The 22,722-nt window shown below is 48.2% G+C and carries 15 protein-coding genes; 6 read left to right on the top strand and 9 right to left on the bottom strand.

The annotated features are described in order from the left end of the window. Window position 1 precedes the first annotated feature (1 nt). Entirely contained in the window at window positions 2-589 is a 588-nt protein-coding gene (locus HGH90_RS25075; protein WP_211093078.1) for an HmuY family protein, read from the bottom strand. Between the two features lie 11 nt (window positions 590-600). After that, entirely contained in the window at window positions 601-2,685 is a 2,085-nt protein-coding gene (locus tag HGH90_RS25070) for a TonB-dependent receptor plug domain-containing protein (RefSeq protein ID WP_169192122.1), read from the bottom strand. A 166-nt stretch (window positions 2,686-2,851) separates the two neighbouring features. Between HGH90_RS25070 and HGH90_RS25065 the strand changes: the two genes are divergently transcribed. From HGH90_RS25065 to HGH90_RS25055, 3 genes are all read left to right on the top strand, one after another. Then, window positions 2,852-3,565, top strand: coding sequence for a pirin family protein (locus HGH90_RS25065; protein WP_168766455.1), 714 nt, complete (start codon window positions 2,852-2,854; stop codon window positions 3,563-3,565). A gap of 194 nt (window positions 3,566-3,759) precedes the next feature. Beyond that, complete coding sequence (locus tag HGH90_RS25060) at window positions 3,760-5,274, top strand: PAS domain S-box protein (RefSeq protein ID WP_168766454.1); 1,515 nt, start codon at window positions 3,760-3,762, stop codon at window positions 5,272-5,274. Window positions 5,275-5,279: 5 nt separating this feature from the next. Then, the gene (locus HGH90_RS25055; protein ID WP_168766453.1) at window positions 5,280-6,338 is read left to right on the top strand and encodes a response regulator; all 1,059 of its coding nucleotides are present in this window, start codon (window positions 5,280-5,282) and stop codon (window positions 6,336-6,338) included. Here the strand turns inward: HGH90_RS25055 and HGH90_RS25050 are convergent. The 4 genes from HGH90_RS25050 to HGH90_RS25035 all read right to left on the bottom strand — a co-directional run bounded on the left by HGH90_RS25050 (window position 6,331) and on the right by HGH90_RS25035 (window position 11,307). Further along, window positions 6,331-6,711 carry a hypothetical protein gene (locus tag HGH90_RS25050; protein ID WP_168766452.1) on the bottom strand — a complete coding sequence of 127 codons (381 nt, stop codon included), beginning with the start codon at window positions 6,709-6,711 and terminating at the stop codon, window positions 6,331-6,333. The two genes, HGH90_RS25055 and HGH90_RS25050, sit on opposite strands and share 8 nt — an antisense overlap. Before the next feature lie 8 nt (window positions 6,712-6,719). Then, window positions 6,720-7,409, bottom strand: a complete 690-nt coding sequence (locus tag HGH90_RS25045; RefSeq protein WP_168766451.1) for a hypothetical protein — start codon at window positions 7,407-7,409, stop codon at window positions 6,720-6,722. Between the two features lie 189 nt (window positions 7,410-7,598). Then, window positions 7,599-9,119: an ArnT family glycosyltransferase gene (locus HGH90_RS25040; RefSeq protein WP_169192121.1), complete on the bottom strand. Its 1,521-nt coding sequence runs from the start codon at window positions 9,117-9,119 to the stop codon at window positions 7,599-7,601. 115 nt (window positions 9,120-9,234) lie between these two features. Beyond that, window positions 9,235-11,307 (bottom strand): alpha-N-acetylglucosaminidase, encoded by a 2,073-nt coding sequence (locus HGH90_RS25035; RefSeq protein ID WP_169192120.1) that lies wholly within the window; start codon window positions 11,305-11,307, stop codon window positions 9,235-9,237. A gap of 101 nt (window positions 11,308-11,408) precedes the next feature. Between HGH90_RS25035 and HGH90_RS25030 the strand changes: the two genes are divergently transcribed. Further along, window positions 11,409-13,958: a cation-translocating P-type ATPase gene (locus tag HGH90_RS25030; protein WP_169192119.1), complete on the top strand. Its 2,550-nt coding sequence runs from the start codon at window positions 11,409-11,411 to the stop codon at window positions 13,956-13,958. 27 nt (window positions 13,959-13,985) lie between these two features. Beyond that, entirely contained in the window at window positions 13,986-14,960 is a 975-nt protein-coding gene (locus tag HGH90_RS25025; RefSeq protein WP_169192118.1) for a 2-hydroxyacid dehydrogenase, read from the top strand. 35 nt (window positions 14,961-14,995) lie between these two features. Here HGH90_RS25025 and HGH90_RS25020 read toward each other — a convergent pair whose 3' ends face one another. Next, the gene (locus tag HGH90_RS25020) at window positions 14,996-17,374 is read right to left on the bottom strand and encodes an ABC transporter permease (protein ID WP_169192117.1); all 2,379 of its coding nucleotides are present in this window, start codon (window positions 17,372-17,374) and stop codon (window positions 14,996-14,998) included. A gap of 172 nt (window positions 17,375-17,546) precedes the next feature. Between HGH90_RS25020 and HGH90_RS25015 the strand changes: the two genes are divergently transcribed. After that, on the top strand, window positions 17,547-18,809 hold the full coding sequence (locus HGH90_RS25015) for an acetyl-CoA C-acetyltransferase (RefSeq protein ID WP_169192116.1): 1,263 nt from the start codon (window positions 17,547-17,549) through the stop codon (window positions 18,807-18,809). A gap of 50 nt (window positions 18,810-18,859) precedes the next feature. Here the strand turns inward: HGH90_RS25015 and HGH90_RS25010 are convergent, their stop codons facing one another. Both HGH90_RS25010 and HGH90_RS25005 read right to left on the bottom strand, forming a co-directional pair. Beyond that, entirely contained in the window at window positions 18,860-21,880 is a 3,021-nt protein-coding gene (locus HGH90_RS25010) for a PVC-type heme-binding CxxCH protein (protein WP_168766444.1), read from the bottom strand. A gap of 230 nt (window positions 21,881-22,110) precedes the next feature. Continuing rightward, window positions 22,111-22,668, bottom strand: coding sequence for a DUF1543 domain-containing protein (locus HGH90_RS25005; protein ID WP_168766443.1), 558 nt, complete (start codon window positions 22,666-22,668; stop codon window positions 22,111-22,113). Between the last annotated feature and the right edge of the window lie 54 nt (window positions 22,669-22,722).

The raw sequence follows: 22,722 nt of genomic DNA, 5'->3' as shown, positions 1-22,722 counted from the left end.
ATCAGTTAAAGTTACGGGAGCCATCGGCCTGGTATACGTAGCGGAAATTGTAGTGGCGACTCACAGAGGTCTGATCCGGGTTAGCTGGCGCATCTTTGTAATAGCTGGTAATTTCCAGCTTCACATACTTTCCACTGGTGGTCTTCACAACAATAATAGATCCTGCCACCGGGGAAATGACATGGGTATTCATATTGTAGGAATACCAGCCAGTGATAGCCTTTTTGGCGGTAGCATCTGTAACATAACCCGCTTCTGGTGCCTGGCCCAACTGGTTATACACACCGGAAATCACCTGGGCTACCGTACCACCGGGACCACTGCTGCCACCGTTGATGATGATGGTAGTAGCCTTAAACCCAATATCCCATTTGGTGGTAGCGGAGTCGCTGTTTGGCACAATTTTGCCTTCCGCCAGGCTATACAGGGTAAAACTGTTTTTGTTGGCAGCATCGGCATCGAGGTTAGCAACCGTTTTAGAGGTAGCGCCTACTACCGGCTGCGTATCTTTGTTGTCGTCTTTTTTACAGGAAAACAGGAAAAACAGTGAACAGGCGAGCAGGCCTGATGTAAGAAAATGCATCTTCATATAGGTTGTGATTATTTATTAACAGGGTGATAAAAATTCCAGGTAACTGCAGCGCTATAAATCCGCCCAGGCATAGTGGTAATGTGCTGCGGGTCGGTATAGTTAAACAAGTTTTCCAGGGTTGCCTGGAGGCGCAGCCGGCGCCTGAACAGCCACTTGGCTGCAGCCAGGTTCACCGTGGCATATCCCGGTACAAACTCACTTTTTAAATCGGGTACATTATTTCCATTCTCATCCGTAAATCCATACTTGCTACGATACAATACACGGGCATTGGCATCTATACCTAAACGGGTATGGACATACGCTACTTTCACGTTGGCGGTATGATGGGAACGGTTAAACAAACCAAAATATTCACGCCGGGAAAGCGCGCGTGTTTCTCCACTTTGTGCATCTTTCGTATATACCTGACCGTTTTCTACTTTCTTAAAGAGCTCATTGTCTCGGGAGCGCAGGTACTGGTATCCGCCCGACAACTGCCAACGCTCTCCTACGCCCTGCGCCAGTTCCAGCTCTGCGCCGCTGGTGGTAATGCTGTTGATATTGATATAACTGTATACGGCGAGGTCATTGGTTTTCACGGCAATCGCCCGGGTATCAATCAGGTTCTTCACCTGGTTATAAAAGAAATTCAGCTTCGCCGTAACCGCCGTAAATATTTTCCCTTCCAGCCCCAGGTTGTAAGACCACGAGCTTTCGGCATTCAGGTTTTTCAGCTGCTCCGGGTCGATGTTTACCTGCTTGATTTGTCCCTGCTGTTGCATCTCTTTTAAAACATCAGCGGCCAGCTTGGTACCTACTACCGAGTAGCCTACTGTCGCATTGTTGAAGTGCAGGTATAACTGCCGGAAATCCGGTGCACGGTAGCCACGGCCAACGGTGGCGAGTATACGCCAGTTGGGATGGAAATTCCAGGACACCGACAGCTTGGGACTGAACTGGGAAGGGTATTGATTATGTGTATCAAAACGTCCGCCAGCCAATATGTTCCAGGCATTAGCAGGTTTCCAGTTTTCTTGTACAAAAATGTAACCGGTATTAAACGCCATGCGTTCATCGTAGCGGGTAGCTTCCAATGTTTCGTGCACATAACCGACGCCCGCAGTCAATTGGTGCTTCGGGTGTACTTGCCAGTCGGCCTGGTATTCGGGTTTTATATATTGCTGTTTAAAAAAGGATGCATCATACATACTTTTATCTTGCTGATAGCGCATTTCTTCGTCGGTGGAATACCTGGAATAATACCCGCGCAGTACCTGTTTGAAGTTGATCGAAGGCGTATGGCTGATTTGCAGGGAAGCATTCATATCTTTCTCCTTCCCAACATCATCCACTTTTCCCTTGGCGTCATCGAAATAACTGTTGGCCCGCTGTTCATAATACCGGGCCGACATAACGGTGTGCCATTTTGACGACCAGTCATGCTGCCATCGGGCTTGCGCTGTGTTAGCTTTAAACGGCGACACAGTAGGTGAGGCGGCATTAGCATTTAACGTATATCCGTTACTGCTATACCTGATTATGCCGGCAGAAAAACTACCATTGGCATAAGGCAGGCGGGTATTAGCATCCAGCGTATAAGTATGGTTAGATCCATACCTGCCGGTAATAGTGGTTACACCGGAAGCTTGGCGGGGGCTGGTGATAATATTAATAACACCAGCCAACGCGTCGCTTCCATATAGGGATGACACAGGACCTTTGATAATTTCAATTCTTTCAATGTTGGATACTACAACCCGCGACAGGTCGAAAGTACCGGCGGTTCTGCCTATCAGCGGTTCGCCATCCAGCAGTATCAGGGTGTATTCGGCTTCCAGTCCCTGCATTTGTACACCCGTACCATGATTGGAAGTGATAAACAAACCCGTTTGTTCGGCCAGCACCTGCTGCAGCAACACCGCGCCCATAGCTTGTATCTGCTGCTTCGTGATCACCTTTACCTGTACCGGCACTCTGCTGAGCAACTGTTCATTCCTGGTAGCCGTCACCACTATCTCCTGCAAGGCTTTAGCGTTGATAGCTGTATCGGTTTGAGCATAGAGATTCCCTATCCCCATGATGCACATGATCAGGAGTAAATATTTATACATGTTAAAGTTTATCTGAAAAGTGAAGCAAAAGTAAGTGGAGAAAAAAAACAACGCTTACGAGTTTGGGAAAGTTATTTACGAGATACGGAAATTTGCCGTTAACTTCGTTTTCACGGTAATTATGTACCGGTGCAAACAATTTTACGCGTTACCTGTTCTTGTTTATATGAAACTGCAACTCTTCCCCGCAAGCGAAAGGGGTATCAAAGATATTGGCTGGCTGAAAAGCAATTTCTTCTTCAGCTTCAGCGACTATTGCCATCCGATGCGCAGCGCATTCGGCACCCTGTTGGCATTCAACGACGATTTTGTGGAAGCCGGTAAAGGCTTTGGTATACACCCTCATGTTAATATGGAAATAATTTCCGTGTTGCTGAAAGGTAAAATGAACCATAAAGACACAATGGGGTATAGCACTGAAATAGAAGCGCCTGCGGTGCAAATTATGAGTGCCGGCAGCGGGTTAAGACATGAAGAATATAATATCGGCAGTGATGAGGTCAACTTCCTGCAAATCTGGATTATTCCCAAGCAACAAAATATCATGCCCCGCTATCAGCAACGCAGCTTCCCAAAAGATAAACGTAAGAATAAACTGGTGACCATCGTTTCAGGAGAGGAAGGTTTGCAACATTGCTGGATTAACCAGAATGCGAAATTATCGCTGGGTTATTATGAACAACCCACCAGTCTCACCTACACCTTCAACCCGCTGAATAAATGCGTGTTCATTTTTTCTATTGCCGGCGGATTGCGGGTACAGGACCAGGTGTTGCAGGAAAGAGATGCCGTAGGCATTTGGGAAACCGGTGACATCTCCCTGCAGTGTGGGGAAAAGACAGAGTTCCTTATCATAGAAACCCCGATTAACCAGAAGTAATACCGCAGTGGGGGGCGCCTTCGGCCCCCGTACTTTTCCCCAGGATGATAATTATTTTGAAGCACTTACCTATAGCAATAAAAAAATCTATGTTCAGCATGAAAGACTTAACATCGGTTTTTGAACTGGCTGCATGTTATTCCAAACGGAATCATTAAATTTATATAGCACCGCAATAAAGGGTCAGTTACGGTATGACTAGTACCACTCAAAATAATTACATCGGCTTCGAAGTACTCTTTAACCATGCATCGATCGGTATACTGGTAGCCGACAGTGACAACGCTATCCTCATGGCGAACCCCTTCCTGCTCAACCAGTTCGGCTATACGAAAGAGGAAATTACCGGCGCATCAATAGACAGCCTCCTGTCCTGCCAGGATGGGGAACGGATGGCACTGCGGAAAGATGGCAGCAGATTCCCGGTAGAAGTTAACCAGGGTGAGCATGAAACGCCCGGAGGAGTGCTAACCATTATATATGTCATGGATATTTCCGACAGGAAAAATTCAGAATTAACGCAGCAACAACTCACCCAGCAGAAGAAGGAAGTGGCGATTAAAGAAGGTACGCTCAAAAAGATCAACAGCATTCTGAATAGTGTGTGGAGCAATGCCGGCGCTATGATCATTGTTATCAACAAGGAAGGATATATCAAATGGTTTAACCCGGCAGCCGAACGGATACTAGGATATAAAGCCAGCGAAGTAATTGATATATACACTCCGATGATGCTGCATGATAAAGAAGAAGTAGCATTGAGGGCAGAGGAATTTTCACGCCAGCTGCAGCAGGTCGTGGAACCGGGGATGGAAACACTCACCATCAAGGCTAAACTTAATTTACACAATGAATATGAATGGCTGTATGTTCGAAAAGACGGTACCTCATTGCCGGTGTCACTTACAGTGTCGGCTATACGCGAATCTGGTGAAATAACAGGCTACATTGGCATTGCCATAGACCTTACCCGGATTAAACAGGCGGAGTCAGAATTAAGGGTAGCCCTGGAAACAGAAAGGGAACTCAATGAATTGAAATCACGGTTCGTTTCCCTGGCATCGCACGAATTCAGAACACCACTGAGCGCCATCCTGTCGTCGGTATACCTCGTATCCAAATATGAAGCTGTGGAAGACGCCCCCAAACGCGGTAAACATATACAGCGTATCATTTCTTCTGTGAATATGCTGACCGATATCCTGAATGACTTTTTATCTGTTGGAAAAATTGAAGAAGGAAAAATCCAGGTACGCCACAGCCTGTTCGATGCCGGTAAGCACATTGGCACTATCATCAGTGAAATGGATGGATTGAAAAAATCGGCCCAGCAAATTTATTATGCCCACCACGGTAATGCACAAGCGCATCTCGACCCTACATTGTTAAAGCACATCGTTATGAACCTGGTGTCCAACGCGATTAAGTTTTCTCCCGAAGGCGCCATTATCTCTATCCGCACCCAGTGCAGCGACAGCGCCTTCCAGTTGTCCGTACGGGATAAGGGGATCGGCATTTCAGAAGAAGACCGGCTTCACCTGTTTGAGCGTTTCTTCCGTAGCCAGCATGTTGCCAACATACAAGGCACCGGTCTTGGATTACATATCGTAGCCAAATATGCAGAACTGATGAACGGTTCTGTTTCCTGCAACAGTACACTTGACCAGGGTACCGAATTCCTGGTATCCCTTCCATTTCCCAAAAACTAAATACCATGCAAAAAATCCTATTGATAGAAGATAATACCGCTATCTGCGAAAATGTGGCCGAAATCCTGGAGCTGGCTAACTATGAGGTGATCACCGCCGCTAATGGGAAAGAGGGCGTGGCCAAGGCCCTGGAACATCATCCCGACCTGATCGTATGCGATATTATGATGCCGGTACTCGATGGATTTGGCGTACTGCATATGCTTCATAAAAACAAAGCATTGCAAACCACACCTTTTATTTTCCTGTCGGCCAAAGCGGAACGGGGTGATGTACGCAGGGGCATGGAAATGGGGGCCGATGATTATATCACCAAACCTTTTGAAGGAACAGAGTTGCTGAGCGCCATCGAAAGCCGGCTGAAAAGATGCGCCGAAATTAAAGACACCAGCGTTACCGGCTTATACGGCGTAAAAGTACTGCTGTCCGCCAGCACCGGCGATGAACACCTGTCCCGCCTGCGGGAAGACCGGAATACGCACCCGTACAAAAAGAAACAAAGCATTTATGCCGCCGGCAACCGGCCCGAGTACTTGTACTATATCCTGCAGGGAAAGATAAAAACCTATAAACGTAATGATGATGGAAAAGAATTGATTATCGGGTTGTACAATGAAGGGGATTTCCTGGGATATAATGCATTGCTGGAAGGCGGCAACTACCAGGAAAATGCAGAAGCCATGGAAGAGAGCCTGCTGGCTATTATCCCACAGAAAGACTTCGAGCAGCTGATTAGCAGCAACCCCGAAGTCCTGGGGAAATTCATCCAGTTATTGTCAAAGGAAATGGTTGAAAAAGAACAGCAGCTGATTGGGCTGGCTTATAATTCGTTGCGTAAAAAAGTAGCAGAAGCATTGCTGATGCTGGATAAGAAATATAACAGCACAGGCAGTAAACATTTTACTATAGACATCAGCCGGGAAAACCTGGCCGCCGTAGCAGGCGTAGCCAAAGAGTCGCTGATACGCACCCTGGGCGATTTCAGGGACGAACAACTGATTGCCTTAAAAGAAGGACAGATTGCCTCCCTGTCTATCAAAAAACTCACTGAACTGGTTAACTAACCTCCTGGTTAATAAAGACCAGAAAAGCAACCCTCACCCTATCATGCTCCTGTACCATCCCCTCTATATCTCCTTTCAACACCTCATACAAATGAGGGGCAGGTACGCCAACGGGCTGCTTTTCCAGCCATTCCATCTGCTCATTTATCTCGTGCCTCAATAATATCATAGACTGTTCCCTGGCTAACATCAACAACTGAAACTCCTCCGCCTGTTCTATGAAAGAACGGCGTGCGGTTTCTTTTAATGCATCCGCCAACTGGTTAATTAACGCTGCATTTTCCGCTCTCAAGGTTTTCAATATCCTGATCCATGCACTGCACCATTCAATAAATTCAGCATGGGTAGGATCTTTCAGCAGTTCATGCGCCATATCAAAGGCTAATTGTAATACGTTTGAAGTCCATGTATGTCTTTATCTCTGGCCCAGCCCTTTAACAGCTGTACCAGGTCTTTCTGCGTAAAATATAACTGCCTGATATCGTTTACCAGTAATACAATTTCCTTGTGGCTGTAAGCAGCCGGAAAATTGCTTTCGTTCTCCACAAAATCATCCAGTAAAGTCAATATCGTTTTGCTCTGTATTAAAAACTCCTTAACCAGTTTAGCTACTTTATGTATGTGATCATACCCGGCTACGGTGGTTGTTCCATCGCTGATTTTTGGCTTCAGCACCGGCTTCAGCTCTTCCTTCAGGTTCCGCAATACCACGTTATGATATACCATCACCTCGCGGTAGTAGTGAATAAACAACTCATTGAAATCCTGGTTAGCACCTGCTACCGCCGATCCGGCTGCCTGCATCCTGGCATAGGCCGCTTCCATCTTATCCAATACCCGCAGCGCTTTAGGCGCTGCCTCTTCGGTAATACATTGTTGAATACTTTCTGCATACCGGGTATTAAAATCCAAGGTCCCCAACTTCATATCCAGTAATGATTTCACGCCTGCATGACCTCCATATTGCCTGAAAATGAAATGTCCGTACTTACGCAGATGCTTAATCGGGAAGAAGAGGAAGCCTTCGCAAAACCTGCGCTGCCTGGAAGTAGGAGTCAAACCACTAAACATAATTTGCAATTTTAAAGAGATACCAGGAAAAGTATCACCGCTTTTAACGGTGATACCTTACGACAGCATCTCTCCGTTCACTATTTTATCTTAGTATGATGATAATCCGGTTAGAAATTCAATGATGTAAAATTAGCCCGGCGCATGTTGCCGAACAATGATGCGCATTACCTGTAGGGATGACATTCATCATTTTTCAGGATGACGGCGATCATCGGCGCCCCCGGGAGGACGATAATCCAGGCAGCGATATACCAGGAATTTCCTTACTACACGGCCATTTTGGGTTACTACGATCGGTGGTAGCGGCGTGACGGAACTAAAGAATGGAGCTAGCTCTTCCGTAAAGGCGACTTCGTCTTTATCATCATCTACATCAGTGAGAGAATTAATAAAAAGAGCGTTTTTACCTTTGAGGGTATTTAAATCGGTGCCTATAAAATCGAACTGCAACGCGTTTTCTCCAATCACATTGCGGGAATATACCATGTGGCCAAGATATAAGTTGAGCATGGCACTGGTTTTATAATCATCTGCCGAAAAAATAAAATCATCCGGGTAACTGGCCGATAATGTCTTCACCCCATCTCCCAGGCCCTTCCAGCCTATCATCGTATCATCAGAGTGGATCGGCACCGGGTACACCAACACTTCCACCGCCAGGGCCACATGCACCACGAGCGAACAAATCCACTGCCAGCGTATATACTTAAACGTAAGCCAGGTGCTCACCCAGATGATGCCGCTGATATAAGCAGGCATCATCCAGTTGATCTTTACCCAATATATGGGCGATATCACAGTAAACAGGCCACAGATTGGCACAAAAAAACATAATAGGAACAGCTGCCGCGCAGGAATACGGCCAATATATATCCCGTATTTACGAACAAATTTCCAGAGATAATAACATAAAACGCCCAGCAATACCGGCAACAATATGGCCGCCTGGTGACCGATAACACCGAAAAAATCCAACGGATGAAACTCTACCCCTCCCACCCGTTCAGATGACTGGAACCGGAAAGAAGCAAACTGGTTATCCACATTCCAGATCACTACCGGTAAAATAGTGATCGCAAAAAACAGGATACTCAGCAAAAAACCTCCAGACCACAGGTATCGCCGGTGTTCCCGCGACAATAATAAAAACAGCACAGCGCCTGCCGGCAGGAATAACGCAGTATACTTACTATCGAATGTAAGTCCCATGGCAATGCCCGACCAGATCCAGTACATCCGGCGCTGCTCAAACAGTGCTTTGTACATGGCTAACAACGACAGCGACCAGAAAAACAAGAGTGGTACGTCCGGCGTGGAAATGAGCGACAAGATCGTTACCATCAGCGTGGCATACAGTAGCAGCCAGGCATTCCAGGCCCGCTCCCGGGGCAGGAAACACCGGGCCAGCCGGTAAAACACCAACAGGGTACCTGCCGTTACCAGGGTATCGGCCAGCTTGATCACAAACACATGCCGACCAAAAAGATCTGTGAAAGCCCGTAAAATCCAGGCAATCGCCGGAGGATGATCAAAGTAGGAAAGCGCAAAATGCTGCCCGTAAAAGTAATAATAGGCATCCTGGGGCATAGGCCCCATTAACCAGATAAAAGAAAGTCTTAATACCGTAATGAAACAGATGGCCACCGCCACCCACTTATCCGCAGTAAGATAATTTACAAAGCGCTTAACCCCGGCCGATTCCTCCATAGTATGCTGACAGTTAATGTGACAGATCGTGTGTAGGAATACAAGGGCCGCAATCTCCATGCCGTACCACCGTCAGGCAGGTTGTCCTTAACTAAATTTAACACTGGGGGCCAGTTTATTGCCCGGCCCATTGCTTTTCCCAGCTAAAGAAATCTACTGGCGGTACCTGTTTCCCTTCCAGCTGACTAGTTAATGCAGCGATATACATTTTCCAGCGGGGCAGGTAATAACTACGCAGAAGCCCGCCCCATTCCTTGTTGGCATATTCATGCAGGTCTGTATCCGGGTTGTCAGGTCCCCAATAGGTGATCTGGGTTTTGGCATTCCTTACCAACAGCGCTTTTTCTGCCGGCGTTTGTCCCAGGTTTCTGGCAGCGTTCACCCAGCTATCGAGCCGGAAGTGCGGGTTACCGCTTAGCAGCAAGTCCTGTTGCTGTATTAGTGCCAGGAAGCTGGCGGCGCTTTGCTTAAAAGCAGCGAGGTCTTTCTGCTCATAGGCGGTCACCATGCTGGTATAAATATCTTCTCCCTTATTGGCATTCACCTGACGCTGGAAATCTATGGCATCGATGTCGTAGGTGGCGTTATTCTTCATCTTAGGCGCCGCTTTCAGGAAAGTGGCCACCGCAGCGGCAAAATCGGCCGTGTTGTAATTCCGTTTGCGGGTGCCCCACGATGATACCGGGCGATCTGTTAAGGTAGGCCGCGCACAGAAGATCGACTCACTGGGTCCTTCCTGGTACTGTGGAAAACTGCTGTACGCGGTGGCCAGTAAGCCTTGCCAGGCCGCTTGTAAGTCGGCATCATCGCTGCCATAACGGTAACGTACATATGATTTTATCCACTCTTTTACGTCTGTTTTTTCCTGGTGCCAGGCTAGTTCCAGCATCAGGTCAAATACCACCGGGTTGTTGTGAATTCCTTCCGGCATAATGCCGGTGCCCTTAAACAGGCTGGCGTAGGGACTATGAGCCGCTCTCCACGTTTCATCGGCAAATCGTTGCAGTTTGCCATATAATCCCAGCTTCTCGCCAAAGTTATTCACACTGCACCAGATAAAGGGTGTGCCTTCATATCCTTTGCGGGTGTCCCAATTGGCGGTATTTTCTCCGAAAAGTTCCTGTACCAGCACCTTCGACTTATCAAGTCCTGCCAGTAAGACGCTGGAAGGATTGGCCTGCCAGCCCTGCAATACCCAGGTGCTGCCGGGGAAATGCGCCAGCATGGTTTGCTGGATGGTAGCGGCAGCGGCGGTCACGTCTACCCCTTTGCTGATACCTCCTTCATGAAAAGGATCGCCGGCAAAAAAATGGATATCGTTGCCATATAATTTCTTCATCTCTTCGTAATAGATGCCGGCAATGCGGGCAAAGTTACTGTCGCCCGGCACGAGGAAGTCCGGCCGCTGAAAGCCTCCTGCCCATTTGCCTTGTTCAATCACTTTCAGCGGTATTTTCTTTTTCAGGCTTACAGGGATCATCCCATAGAAACCTTGCATTACCGGGGCGATGCCCATATCTTTCATACGGGCCAGTATCTGCTTCTCCAAACGGGTTTGCTGATCTATCATTTGCTGGGTCACCGGTCCTCCCCAACCTTCCAGGTTGCCCATGAGCCACCAGGCGGTAAAGCCAGGTCCGGCTACAAAGCGGCGCGCCTCTTCCGGCGTGTAGCCCAGGCGCTCCAGCGTATGTTGCCATACAGCCTCTGTTCCCATAGTGGCCAGCATCACGTTTACCCCATTGAGTGCCATCCAGTCGAGTTCCCGCTCCCAGTCTTTCCAGTTATAATAGCTCATGGTATAACTGATGGTGCAATAATTGAGCGCATAGCGGTAGTCATAACTGGTGTTGATATGTACTTTTTCTTTTACTGCCGGTAAGGGAGATACCGGCGCGAGGTTGTCGCCCATATGCGACATAGCGCGGTGGCAATAATACTTGAGGTACCAGTTGAGCCCTGCGGCGGCAGCGCTGGGACTGGAAGCCCTGATCTGTACCTGCTTTCCCGGGGTCGTAATTTCAAAAACATCTTTGTCATTTTCCGCTGGTATACTTTTCAAGGCCAGCGACTTGGCCAGCCATGGAACCCTACGCTGTGCCAGTTGCTGTATGGCCGGAAAATCCTGCGCCAATAATGTAGAAGACAGGCATAGCAACAGCCCTGCCAGTATTACTTGCTTTTTCATTTGTTTCACTGTTAGATCGTATGAAGCAATAAAGATGGTAATAAAAAGATGAATTACATAATTCGTAAATTTAGTACGGCTATCACCCAAAAAGATCCTATATGGCTGGACAAATTAATTTACCGGAAAATATCCATGGACTGGACGACGCAGCAGTAGCCGCTTCCAGGGAACAATATGGCAGCAACGTTCCTCCTGTTCCTGAAGGAAACCTGCTTTTGCATATTCTCAGGGAAATAGTAAACGAACCCATGCTGGTGCTACTCATCGCGGTAACTGCCATCTACTTTGTGATGGGCGAACTGGGCGAAGCTTACTTCATGCTGGCGGCCATTGCACTGGTATCGGGTATTTCCTTTTACCAGGACAGCCGCAGCCGTAAGGCGTTGGACGCACTCCAAAAATTGAATGAACCGCTTAGCAAGGTTATCCGTAACGGCCACCTTACCAGTATCCCCACCAGCGAAATTGTTACGGGCGATATGCTCATGATCTCAGAAGGCAATACCATCAATGCGGATGGCGTAATAGTACATGCCAACGATTTTTCTGTGAATGAATCAGCGCTCACCGGTGAAGCCTTTGCCGTATCTAAACAACCCGACGATGAAGACAACAAAGTATATAGCGGCACCCTGGTGGTATCCGGACTGGCCATCTGTGAAGTAACGCAGGTAGGGGCGCAAACGAAAATAGGGCAGCTGGGACAGGCGATACTAGATATCAAAGAGGAGCCTACGCTGCTACAATTGCAAATCCGCCAGTTCGTGAAATGGATGGCAATTGTTGGGGTGGTAGTATTCCTGGCAGTGTGGTTGTTTAATTATATCCGCAGCGGCAGCCTGACCGACAGCCTGTTGAAAGGCCTCACCCTCGCCATGTCTATCCTGCCGGAAGAAATACCTGTGGCCTTCACCACCTTTATGGCGCTGGGGTCCCGGCGCCTCATGCAAATGGGCATTATCGTAAAAAAAATACGCACCGTAGAAGCATTGGGCAGTGCCACTATCATTTGCGCCGACAAAACGGGCACCATCACTGAAAACAAGATGAGTTTGCACGCTATCTACAGCGCAGCAGATCATACGTTATACAGCGAAGACAATCTCCCTGCTGATATTATCACTATGGCCATGTGGGCCAGCGAGCCGGTGCCGTTCGATCCTATGGAAAAGACACTGCACCGGCTGTACGAAAAAACAACGCCCAAAGACGAACGCCCGGAGTATGAAATCATCCACGAATATCCGCTGGAAGGTAAACCACCCATGATGACGCATATTTTCGGCAACAAAGTGGGTCAACGCATCGTGGCTGCGAAAGGAGCGCCGGAAGCTATCATTGCGGTATCTCATCTCCCCGAAACAGAAAAAAAACAAATGCTGAACCAGGTGAATACCCTCGCCGGCAAAGGATACCGGGTATTGGGCGTAGCGAGCGCCGAATTTACCGGCGACCAGTTTCCGGCCACACAGCAGGAATTCCCCTTTGTCTTCCTGGGATTGCTGGCCTTCTACGACCCTCCAAAAGCCAATATAGAAGAGGTGTTTCAGCAATTCTACCAGGCAGGCATCGTAGTTAAAATCATTACCGGCGATAACGCAATAACCACGAAAGCGATTGCCCAACAAGCTGGATTACGGCACGCCGACAAGGCAGTAAATGGAGAGGCACTGATGCAAATGGACGATGCAGAAATGAGAGATACCCTGCAATCGGTTAATATTTTTACCCGCATGTTCCCCGAAGCTAAACTGGCCGCCATCAACGCACTGAAAGCCAACCAGGAAGTAGTGGCCATGACCGGCGATGGCGTCAATGACGGGCCGGCGTTAAAAGCCGCACATATCGGCATTGCTATGGGTAAAAAAGGAACAGAAATAGCCAAACAGGCAGCCGCCCTGATCCTCGTGAATGATGACCTCAGCGGCATGGTAGATGCCATCGCCATGGGACGCAGGATTTATACCAATATCAAAAAAGCCATACAGTATATTATTTCTATCCACATACCTATTATTCTTACGGTATCAGTACCCTTATTCCTGGGATGGATCTATCCCAATATATTTACGCCGGTACATGTTATCTTCCTGGAAGTAATCATGGGCCCTACCTGCTCTATTGTGTATGAAAATGAACCAATGGAGGAAAATGCCATGCAGCTGCCACCACGGCCTATTACGCAAACCTTCCTGTCGTTCCGGGAAATGAATATCAGCATCCTGCAGGGACTGCTGATTACTGCCGGTGTGCTCACCGCTTATCAATGGAGTACAGCTATGGGATATTCAGAGATCCTTACCCGCAGCATGGTATTCACCACCCTGGTACTTGCCAATATTTTTCTTACCTTAGTAAACCGCTCATTCTACTACTCTTTTATACGCAGTATGCGCAATAATAATAAAATGATGACTGGCGTTATCTGTATTACCCTGGCTCTGCTGGCCATTATGTTATACGTACCGCCAGTGGCGCAGTTCTTCAGCATTACCGCCCTGCAGCTGCCGCAACTGCTTATTTGTGCCGGCCTGGGCGCCGCTGCCGTACTATGGTTTGAATTATGGAAAGCATGGAAAAGAAATATACAGGTCCGGAAAAAGCAATTGCATCGTAAGCTCGCTGCAGCGGGCACCGGCAGTATGTAATTTACCCGATATTAAAGCAATAGATGTATGAAGGTATTTACCACCAGGATTATTCCTGAAGACGGTCTTGCACTACTGGAGCGTGCAGGCATTACCGTTACTCAGTGGAGCGAACCGCGGGAAATGAGTCTCGAAGAGATGATTGCAAAATGTAAGGAAAATGATGCCTTGTTATTTGCCGGGGGCAGAAAAATTGATCGCCCACTCCTGGAACATTGCCAGCACCTGAAAATAATCAGCCTGCTATCAGTAGGCTACGACAATGTAGACCTGAAAGCCGCTACCGAACTAGGTATACAGATTACCAACACGCCCGGCGTACTGAGTAATGCCACTGCCGATACCGCTTTCCTGCTGATGCTCGCCGTAGCCAGAAAGGCATTCTATCATCATAAAAGAATCATTAAAGGCGAGTGGGGCTTCTCCTCTCCTACGGCCAACCTGGGAGTAGATATAGAAGGAAAAACATTAGGTATCTGGGGACTTGGCAACATAGGCAGCGTAATGGCCCAGCGATGCCGCGCAGCGTTTGACATGAAAATTATTTACTGCAACCGGCATCGTAATGAAGCCGCCGAAAAAGCACTCAACGCCCAATGGGTGAGCTTCGATGAACTGCTCGAACAAAGCGATGTACTCAGTGTACATACCTCTCTTACACCGGAAACCAAAGAGAAATTCAACAAAGACACATTCGCGAAAATGAAACCTTCCGCCATTTTCATTAATGCCGCCAGGGGTGGTATTCACAATGAAACAGATCTCATCGCTGCACTGGAAACAGGACAGATATGGGGCGCAGGCCTGGATGTAACCAACCCGGAACCCATGCAGCCTGATAATCCGTTGCTGCAAATGCCTACGGTGGCGGTGTTACCACATATCGGATCAGCAACGGTAGAAACACGCAATGCTATGTCGCGCATTGCCGCACAAAATATTATTGCCGCATTCCAGGGGCAACCTGTACCGAACCCGGTAAACCATATTTATGCTTTGTAGTTACCTGCATTATAGCCAGCAAGCATCGTTTGAAGTTATTCACTCCTCAAACTTTGCACCGGGTTTGATAAGGCAGCCCTTACCGACTTCATACTAATCGTCAGCAGCACCAATGCCGTTGTTATCAACACCGGCATTACGAAATAGCCGGGCTTTAAAGTAAGCCGGAACACAAAGTCCTGCAACCAGCGATGCATCACATACCAGGCTACAGGGATAGCTACCAGCAATGCCATCAGCAACAACTGCATAAACTCTTTCATAAACAGCCACAGGATAGAAGTCACGCTTGCGCCCAGCACTTTTCTTACGCCTATCTCTTTTTTCTTCTGTACGGCCATAAACGATACCATACCAAATAAGCCGATGCAGCCCACCAGGATAGCCAGGAAGGAAAAGATCTCTATTAGCTTCAGCAGCGTTTCCTCCGTATGATACATGTTACGGATGCTGTCGTCCAGGAAATTATAAGACCAGCCATAGTCGGGAAATACTTCTTTCCAAACTTTCTCCATTGCGGGCAACAATTGCTGCGCCTTACGCATATCCATCGCTACCGCACACCTGCCATAAGACGAGTAATTGCCCGCCAGGCATACCGGCGCTATCTCTTCATGAAAATCGTTCGTATGAAAATCTTTTACCACACCGGTAATAACAGCTCTCCTGCCAAAGGTGGTCATTCTTTTTCCCAGTATTTGCTCCGGCGTATACTTCATGCGTTTTACAAACGTTTCATTCACCAGGCAGGTAGCTGCAGTATCGCCGCCGGCAATATTCCTGCCGGCCACCAGCTGCAAGCCAAAAGTTCGCAGATAACTGGTATCTGCTGCCTTTTCATTGATGCGGAAACCGGTTTTTGTGGTAGCATTTTCAAATTCAAAATCATTCAGGTTGTACATGTTAGACATGGGCGGGGAATAACAGAAACTAAGTCCGTTCACACCAGCCAGCGTACCCACGCGATGACGTATTGTTTCTATGGCCGACATCTCCTGGGTTGGCACATCTACCATTACAATACCGGTTTTATTAAAACCGATATCGGTATCCATGGAGGCCTTCATTTGCCGCGAAATGATAAGGGTACAACTGATCATAAACAACACTATCGTAAATTGCGCTACCACCAACACCTTCCGCAGCGGCACTCCCGCTGTACGGGTCGTCCCCAGCTTCCCCTTGATGGTTTCCGTTGGCTTTAAGCGCGACAACAGCATACCCGGGTAATAACCTACCAGCAGGGATACCGTTACAAAAAGCGTCACGGAAAACCCAATAAAAACGGGCTGATAAAAAGCAACGGAACTAATAGTGGTATCAAATAATTGATTGAACGACGGCAACGCGGCATACGCCGTAAACAGGGACAATATCATTGCAGCAAACACCAGTATCGACGTTTCCGTTATAAACTGCCAGCGTATCTGCAATGGCGAGCTTCCCAGTACTTTTCGTACGCCCGCTTCCCTTGAACGGTAAAACAGGCGGGCGGTAGCCAGGTTTACACAATTGATACCAGCCATAAGCACCAGGAATAAGCCTACTGTAGCCAGTACCCATAGCTGCTTCTTTTCTATCTGGCCATCATAAGTCCTGTTAAAATGAATATCACTTAATGGCTGCAGGAACAACGAAGCATGTCTGGCCCCCTCCGGGGATATATATTTGGAGAGAAATGCCGGGAATACCTTCTCTACCGCTGCGGCGGATATCCCCGGGCGTAATTTCACGAAACACTGTACCCCGCTGGACACCGCGGCCCAACTGCTATCTCCCCCCATCCAGGGATTGGCTTTTTTATAGTTGGCATAAGATAAGTATACCTGTTGCCGGTTGCTGGTATTGGATGGAATATCTTTCAGCACCCCGGCTACCGTATAGGTATTCCCGTTATTAATAACGAATTGTTGTCCGATAGGGTCTGTTCCGGAAAAAAAACGTGTTGCCTCCTTCTCTGTAATGATTGCCTGATCAGGCACTGCTAATACAGCCGCATTGCCACGGACAAATGGATAATTAAAAATCCGGAAATAATCGGCTTCTACATAGGCCGCTTCGCTATTAAATATCTTCTTTGCGGCGCCGCTGCCAATGCTGATCTGCGGCGCTCCCAGACTGGCGCGCATGGCGGTATACTCGCCATAGGTATAATCATTCCGGAAAGCTTTCCCTACGGGCTGCTGTACTCCCTGGGAATAATCATCCTCTTCATAATGGGAAGCAGACACCATGCGATAAATGCGGTCCCCATCCTGGTGAAAATTATCAAAGCTCAGATGATAATATACCAGGCAAAAAATCAGCATAGCGCCTGCAAATCCCGCTGTTAACCCAACGAGATTAATCAGGGCGAAAAAGCGATTACTACGGATATTCCTCCAGGCTGTTTTAAACCAATGAAGCTGCATCATACATTATCATTTTATGCGGTGCGCTGATACGGCACAGAAAGCAAGCCAATATACAAAACAGCCAGGGACGGGCTTATGCTATTCTTATCACCGTCCGTAAATGAACAGGCAGGTTCAATAGTGAACAGGAAAATCAACCCGGATTCGTTAACTTTAGCAAAAGCATTTCCTTATGAAAAAGGTCGCTATTATTGGTGGAGTACGCATCCCTTTCGTAAAATCCTTCAAGGAATATAATCATATCAGCAACCAGGAAATGCTGACCGCCTGTCTCAATACGCTCGTTACGCGTTATGGACTGGAAGGAAAAAGAATAGGCGAAGTGGCCCTGGGCGCCCTGTTGAACCGCTCCACCGAATGGAACTTTGCCAGGGAATGTATTATGGGCACTGCCCTCGATCCACATACGCCCGCCTATAACCTGCAAAGAGCCTGTGGCACCAGTTTGGATGCTACGATACAACTCGGTCTCCGCATTGCCTGCGGACAAATAGACACCGGCATCAGTGGAGGCAGCGACACCAACAGCGATATCCCCCTGTTGTTTAAACAACAGCTGGCCTGGAAACTGGTAGATTTACGCGCTGCAAAATCGCTGGGAGAACGGCTAAAAATACTGGCGACTATCCGGTTCAAAGATCTGTCCCCGGTATATCCTTCTATCGTGGAACCCAGAACAGGCCTGTCTATGGGGCAACATACCGAAAAGATGGTGAAGGAATGGGGCATTACCCGGCAAGAGCAGGATGCCCTGGCCTATCAAAGCCATATGAACGCAGCCAAAGCGTATAACGACGGCTTTTTTAATGACCTGGTAATGCCCTTCAAAGCAGTAGAAAGAGATACCATTGTACGCGCAGATACCACGCCCGAAAAACTGGCTGCGCTGAAGCCAGCCTTCGACTTCAGCGGAAACGGTACGCTGACGGCAGGCAACAGCACTTTGTATACCGATGGCGCTGCGGCCCTCTTGCTCGCCTCCGAAGAATATGCCCAGCAACAAAACTGGCCGGTGCAAGCCCACCTGGTAGATGCCGAATCGGCCGCGGTAGACTATGTGCACGGAGAAGGACTGCTGATGGCCCCCACCTATGCAGTGGCCCGTTTACTGAAGCGCAATCAACTGCGCCTGCAGGACTTCGACGTATATGAAATTCATGAAGCATTTTGCGGGCAAGTGCTTTGTACCCTCAAAGCCTGGGAAAATGCGGCCTACTGTAAGAAGCTGGGCTGGGATACACCACTCGGCAGCATCAACCGCAGTAAACTCAACACGCGTGGCGGCAGCGTAGCTATCGGCCATCCTTTTGCTGCTACCGGCGCCCGCATTGTAGCACAAACGGCCAAAATATTGCAGCAGCGTGGTAGCGGCCGGGCGCTCATTTCTATTTGCACCGCCGGTGGTATGGGCGTAACAGCCATACTGGAACGATAAAAAAGCCGCGCCGGGAGCACCGGCGCGGCTAAGCTCTAAATCGGGCTCCACTACTTTTTTAAGGCCGCCAGGTATTCTACCAGGTCAACCAGCTCCTGCTGAGACATAGCGGTAGCCAGGCCCGTAGGCATTAACGAATGCTCATATGCTTTCCGGGAAGCAATATTTGTTTTCTTTAATTTAACCCCTTGTCCTCCGGCCATACGCACATCTATTTCTTCATCGGTTTGACTGGCAATATATCCCAGCACCTGTGAGCCGTCTTTCAGCTGGAAGAAGTAACCTTCAAAGCCAAAGCTGATACCGGCGTCAGGGTGGATAATGGCTTCATAAATGGCACTTTTGGGAAGCTTGCTGCCTATTTCTGATAGTGCAGGACCAAAATTCACCCCGGTGTTTCCTGCCAGATGACAGGAACTGCAATAGCTTGCAAACACCTTTTTACCATTCGGCATATCTCCCTTGATAGCCAGCAATTTTTCAACAGGTGGCAACGCCTTGTTCACAACCGCCGGCTCGTAATATGCTACTGCCTTAGCTTTCACATCCTGGCGCCAGGCATGGGTAAGCACTTCTTTTGTGACCGTATCCAGGTCGGCCGGTAACAACTTACGTTCTACAAGGCTCCATAAATCAGCGTATCCATCCCATCCACGACCCAGGTTGCGCGCAGCCAGCTCACGTAACGGAGCCGGGTATACTTTATTACGGATAAGTGAGGTCAACAGCTCGCGGTTGGGCCGGTCCTGGGCCTTACCCATGGCTTCCACCAGGATATAGGCCGCAGCTGTGTCTTTGCCCTGGAGGCGTTTCACCACCAGCGCTTGCCCACCGCATTCAATCAGCGTTTTCATGGCATAGCCCTGTATGTCCTTGGCCGGGTTATTCAGGATCGTTTGTAACAGTGTTTCATTCTGATCGCGTAGCTTATACTTCCGCACCAGGTCTATGAACTCTGTTCTGTCTTTAAATACCTGCAACGCGTTATTAAGTAGCTTCGCCATTTCTCCGGTCCTTGGTAACGCGGCAGCATCCAACTGCATAAAAGCCAGGGCATTGATATAATCCTGTTTAGGATGATGTCCTTTCAGTAATCCCAACAAAACAGGCGTACTTTCTTTAGCGGGGTAAAAGTCGAAGGCCCGGAAGTAGCGTTTATTTTTCATGGGATCTTCTTCGTTACGTTGAATCAATGCGGCCAACAGCGGCAATGCTGCCGGTGTTCTGGCACGCCAGATGATGTCATTGTCTGCCTCGGGATGTTGTTTGTTGGGTGGTAGTTTCCGCCAGGCATCGAAGCAGGCGGCCCAGTTACTATCTGCCGCAATGCCCAGCGCTTCGAGGTACCAGCGGTCCTTACCATCGTACTGTGCCGCCAATAGCGCCCAGTTGGCAGGCATATCCGCCTCATGACTATGATACATAGCCAGCAGGGCCTGGCGGCGCACAGCCGGCGATGGATCGGTCACCAGCATATTACCATAAGTCACGCCTGTTTCCTTTGCAGCACGGATCGCCGTAATACGGATATCTTCATCTTTATCCTGTAACGCTGTTTTGATATAGTCTGCACCGTTAGGCAGCTTGCTGAGCAACCAAAGGGCGCGTGCCCGGTAACGCGGGTTATTGCTATGGTACAGGTTCTCCAGGTCTTTTGCTGCTAATGCACCCATACTATGCAGCTTTGTCCATGCCAGGTAACGGGTACTGAGATTGGGATTCTTAAGTGCGGTTACTGCATCTGCTGCAGTGTTGAATACCGGCGGCAACACTTTATACTTACTCCCCGCAGGGGCTACACGGAATATACGCCCTCTGTCGAGATCAGCTACCTGGTGGCCGCCTACACCCGGATCATACCAGTCAGCCACAAACAGCGAACCATCCGGAGCCACTCCTACATCGGAAGGACGAAACCATTGGTCGGTACTACTTTCCAGTATGTTTTCGATAGTAGCCGTATAACCTCCGCCCTGCTTTTTCACGGGGTAGGCACGCACTACGTTATGTCCCGGCTCCCCGTGGATCATCTGGTTGCGGAATATGGAAGGTAATAAATCACCTTCATATACTACCATCCCTGTGGGTGAACCAGCACCCGTTTGCAACAGGTTGGGCACTACGCCAGGATCATTCAAATGCCAATGCCGGTAAGGAATAGAGTCTTCCATGTTCATACGGCGGCTCGACCAGCCAGCACCGGTCATTTCATCGGTATAACCATAATTACCGTGCTCCAGGATATAATTGATGCGTACAGCCCGGTTGCCATCGTCGTCGTTGTCGCTCTGCCACATATTGCCGAAAGCATCTACCGCAACTTCGTAGTTATTACGAAAATTATGTGCCATTACTTCCAGGTCACTTCCATCCAGGTTACAGCGGAAAATCATACCCTGCCGGTATGGCATGCCTTTATTGGCAATCAGTCGCCCTTCTGCATCTTTAATAACGTTGCCGTTCCTGTCAAGGATACTATCCCCTGCATTGCCAAAGTTGAAATACAATTTACCATCCGGACCAAACGTAAATGCGTGGATGGCATGATCATGCTGGATACCACCAATCCCGCGGAATAGCAGCTCCTTCTTATCGGCCTTGTCATCGCCGTCGGTATCGGTGAAAATAAAAACATTGGGGCTACAGGACACAATGACTTTGTTGCCCAGTACACAAATACCCAGTGCAGCATTAATGCAGGTGTCCTGGTAAAATACTTTAGCCGTATCGGATTTCCCATCACCATCCAGGTCTTCCAGGATCATGATCCGGTCGCCCGCCTGCTTATAGGGATGACCGGGATTGAGCTCATTACGGTAGTTATAAGCTTCTGTAATCCATACCCTCCCCTTTTCGTCAATGTCCATATTGGTAGGATTCATGATCGCAGGTTCGCTGGCAAAGAGGGTCGTTTCCAATCCCTCCCGGGTTTTGAGCCCTTTGACCGCGTTTTGAGGTAACCGCTGCTGCGCTTCGGTGAGCGGGCCTTCTGCGGTGGACGTAGGCTTATTGGCCTGACAAGCGCCAATAATAACAGGTAATATCAGGACAACCCAGTAAATATGTTTCATACGCGGAATTATTAATTGTCATTTTTACAACTATTAAAAATAATAAAATTAATGGCATAAAAAAACCCGTCCCGGGAAACCGGAACGGGTGATCATTGTCATCCATTTCACCGAATAAAAATTCGTATGTTACGGCACAGATACCATGCCGGAAATGAAAGGGACGATCATTAGTGTAATATTTTTTCCAATGCTTCCCCTCTGAGATGAAAAACAGCCCTCATCGGGACTTATATTTTGCTAAACTGGAAATACCCCAGTTGCAGCGGATCAGAAACGGCTCCTGATACCGGCGTTATTTCCAGTGTATATTTTTCTTTGAGATGTGGTGGCAATATATCCTTCACCATATAGATATCATCTACATCTACTCCATACTTGTCATCTACGTGAGACGTAGCGGTACCAAAAGTGGTATGTTTAAAAAAGACGGTTTCCTTAGATGCCCGGATCGCGGCGCCGATATCTTTTTGTACACTGAGTATCTTATAATGAAACTCTTCCATCTCGTCCGGCTTATATCCACCCAGGTTCAGGAAAAACAGTTGCCGGTCGCCGGGTTCCTGTCCGTTCCTTTCCACCACCCGGATCTGGTGATCATCTACAATATTCACTTCCCGGAAACCATCAATATGTAACTTCCCTTTTGCTTCCGGCCAGAAAGCTTCCATATCTGGAATCAGGTCTCTCAGCTGGTTTCCAATACCAAAGAATATATCATGCTGTTCTGTATGACGGCCGTCTGGCTTACATCCCAACAGTACCATGAACAATTTTAATGCTGCCATTGATAAAATTTTATGGCAGTAAGGTACTTTATTTTATTTTTCCTGCATGACAGC

The organism is Chitinophaga sp. Ak27 (genome assembly GCF_012726295.1).
Classification (GTDB): Bacteria; Bacteroidota; Bacteroidia; order Chitinophagales; family Chitinophagaceae; genus Chitinophaga.
Note: the sequence above shows the minus strand (reverse complement) of the source record. Positions and strands in the feature narration are given on the sequence as shown.

Bases quoted from the DNA above. Each gene is read 5' to 3' on its own strand.
- HGH90_RS25040 (WP_169192121.1), bottom strand. From the start codon at position 9,119: ATGGAGGAATCGGCCGGGGTTAAGCGCTTTGTAAATTATCTTACTGCG.
- HGH90_RS25075 (WP_211093078.1), bottom strand. From the start codon at position 589: ATGAAGATGCATTTTCTTACATCAGGCCTGCTCGCCTGTTCACTGTTT.
- HGH90_RS25030 (WP_169192119.1), top strand. From the start codon at position 11,409: ATGGCTGGACAAATTAATTTACCGGAAAATATCCATGGACTGGACGAC.
- HGH90_RS25035 (WP_169192120.1), bottom strand. From the start codon at position 11,307: ATGAAAAAGCAAGTAATACTGGCAGGGCTGTTGCTATGCCTGTCTTCT.
- HGH90_RS25025 (WP_169192118.1), top strand. From the start codon at position 13,986: ATGAAGGTATTTACCACCAGGATTATTCCTGAAGACGGTCTTGCACTA.
- HGH90_RS25070 (WP_169192122.1), bottom strand. From the start codon at position 2,685: ATGTATAAATATTTACTCCTGATCATGTGCATCATGGGGATAGGGAAT.
- HGH90_RS25065 (WP_168766455.1), top strand. From the start codon at position 2,852: ATGAAACTGCAACTCTTCCCCGCAAGCGAAAGGGGTATCAAAGATATT.
- HGH90_RS25050 (WP_168766452.1), bottom strand. From the start codon at position 6,711: ATGGCGCATGAACTGCTGAAAGATCCTACCCATGCTGAATTTATTGAA.
- HGH90_RS25005 (WP_168766443.1), bottom strand. From the start codon at position 22,668: ATGGCAGCATTAAAATTGTTCATGGTACTGTTGGGATGTAAGCCAGAC.
- HGH90_RS25055 (WP_168766453.1), top strand. From the start codon at position 5,280: ATGCAAAAAATCCTATTGATAGAAGATAATACCGCTATCTGCGAAAAT.
- HGH90_RS25045 (WP_168766451.1), bottom strand. From the start codon at position 7,409: ATGTTTAGTGGTTTGACTCCTACTTCCAGGCAGCGCAGGTTTTGCGAA.
- HGH90_RS25015 (WP_169192116.1), top strand. From the start codon at position 17,547: ATGAAAAAGGTCGCTATTATTGGTGGAGTACGCATCCCTTTCGTAAAA.
- HGH90_RS25020 (WP_169192117.1), bottom strand. From the start codon at position 17,374: ATGATGCAGCTTCATTGGTTTAAAACAGCCTGGAGGAATATCCGTAGT.
- HGH90_RS25010 (WP_168766444.1), bottom strand. From the start codon at position 21,880: ATGAAACATATTTACTGGGTTGTCCTGATATTACCTGTTATTATTGGC.
- HGH90_RS25060 (WP_168766454.1), top strand. From the start codon at position 3,760: ATGACTAGTACCACTCAAAATAATTACATCGGCTTCGAAGTACTCTTT.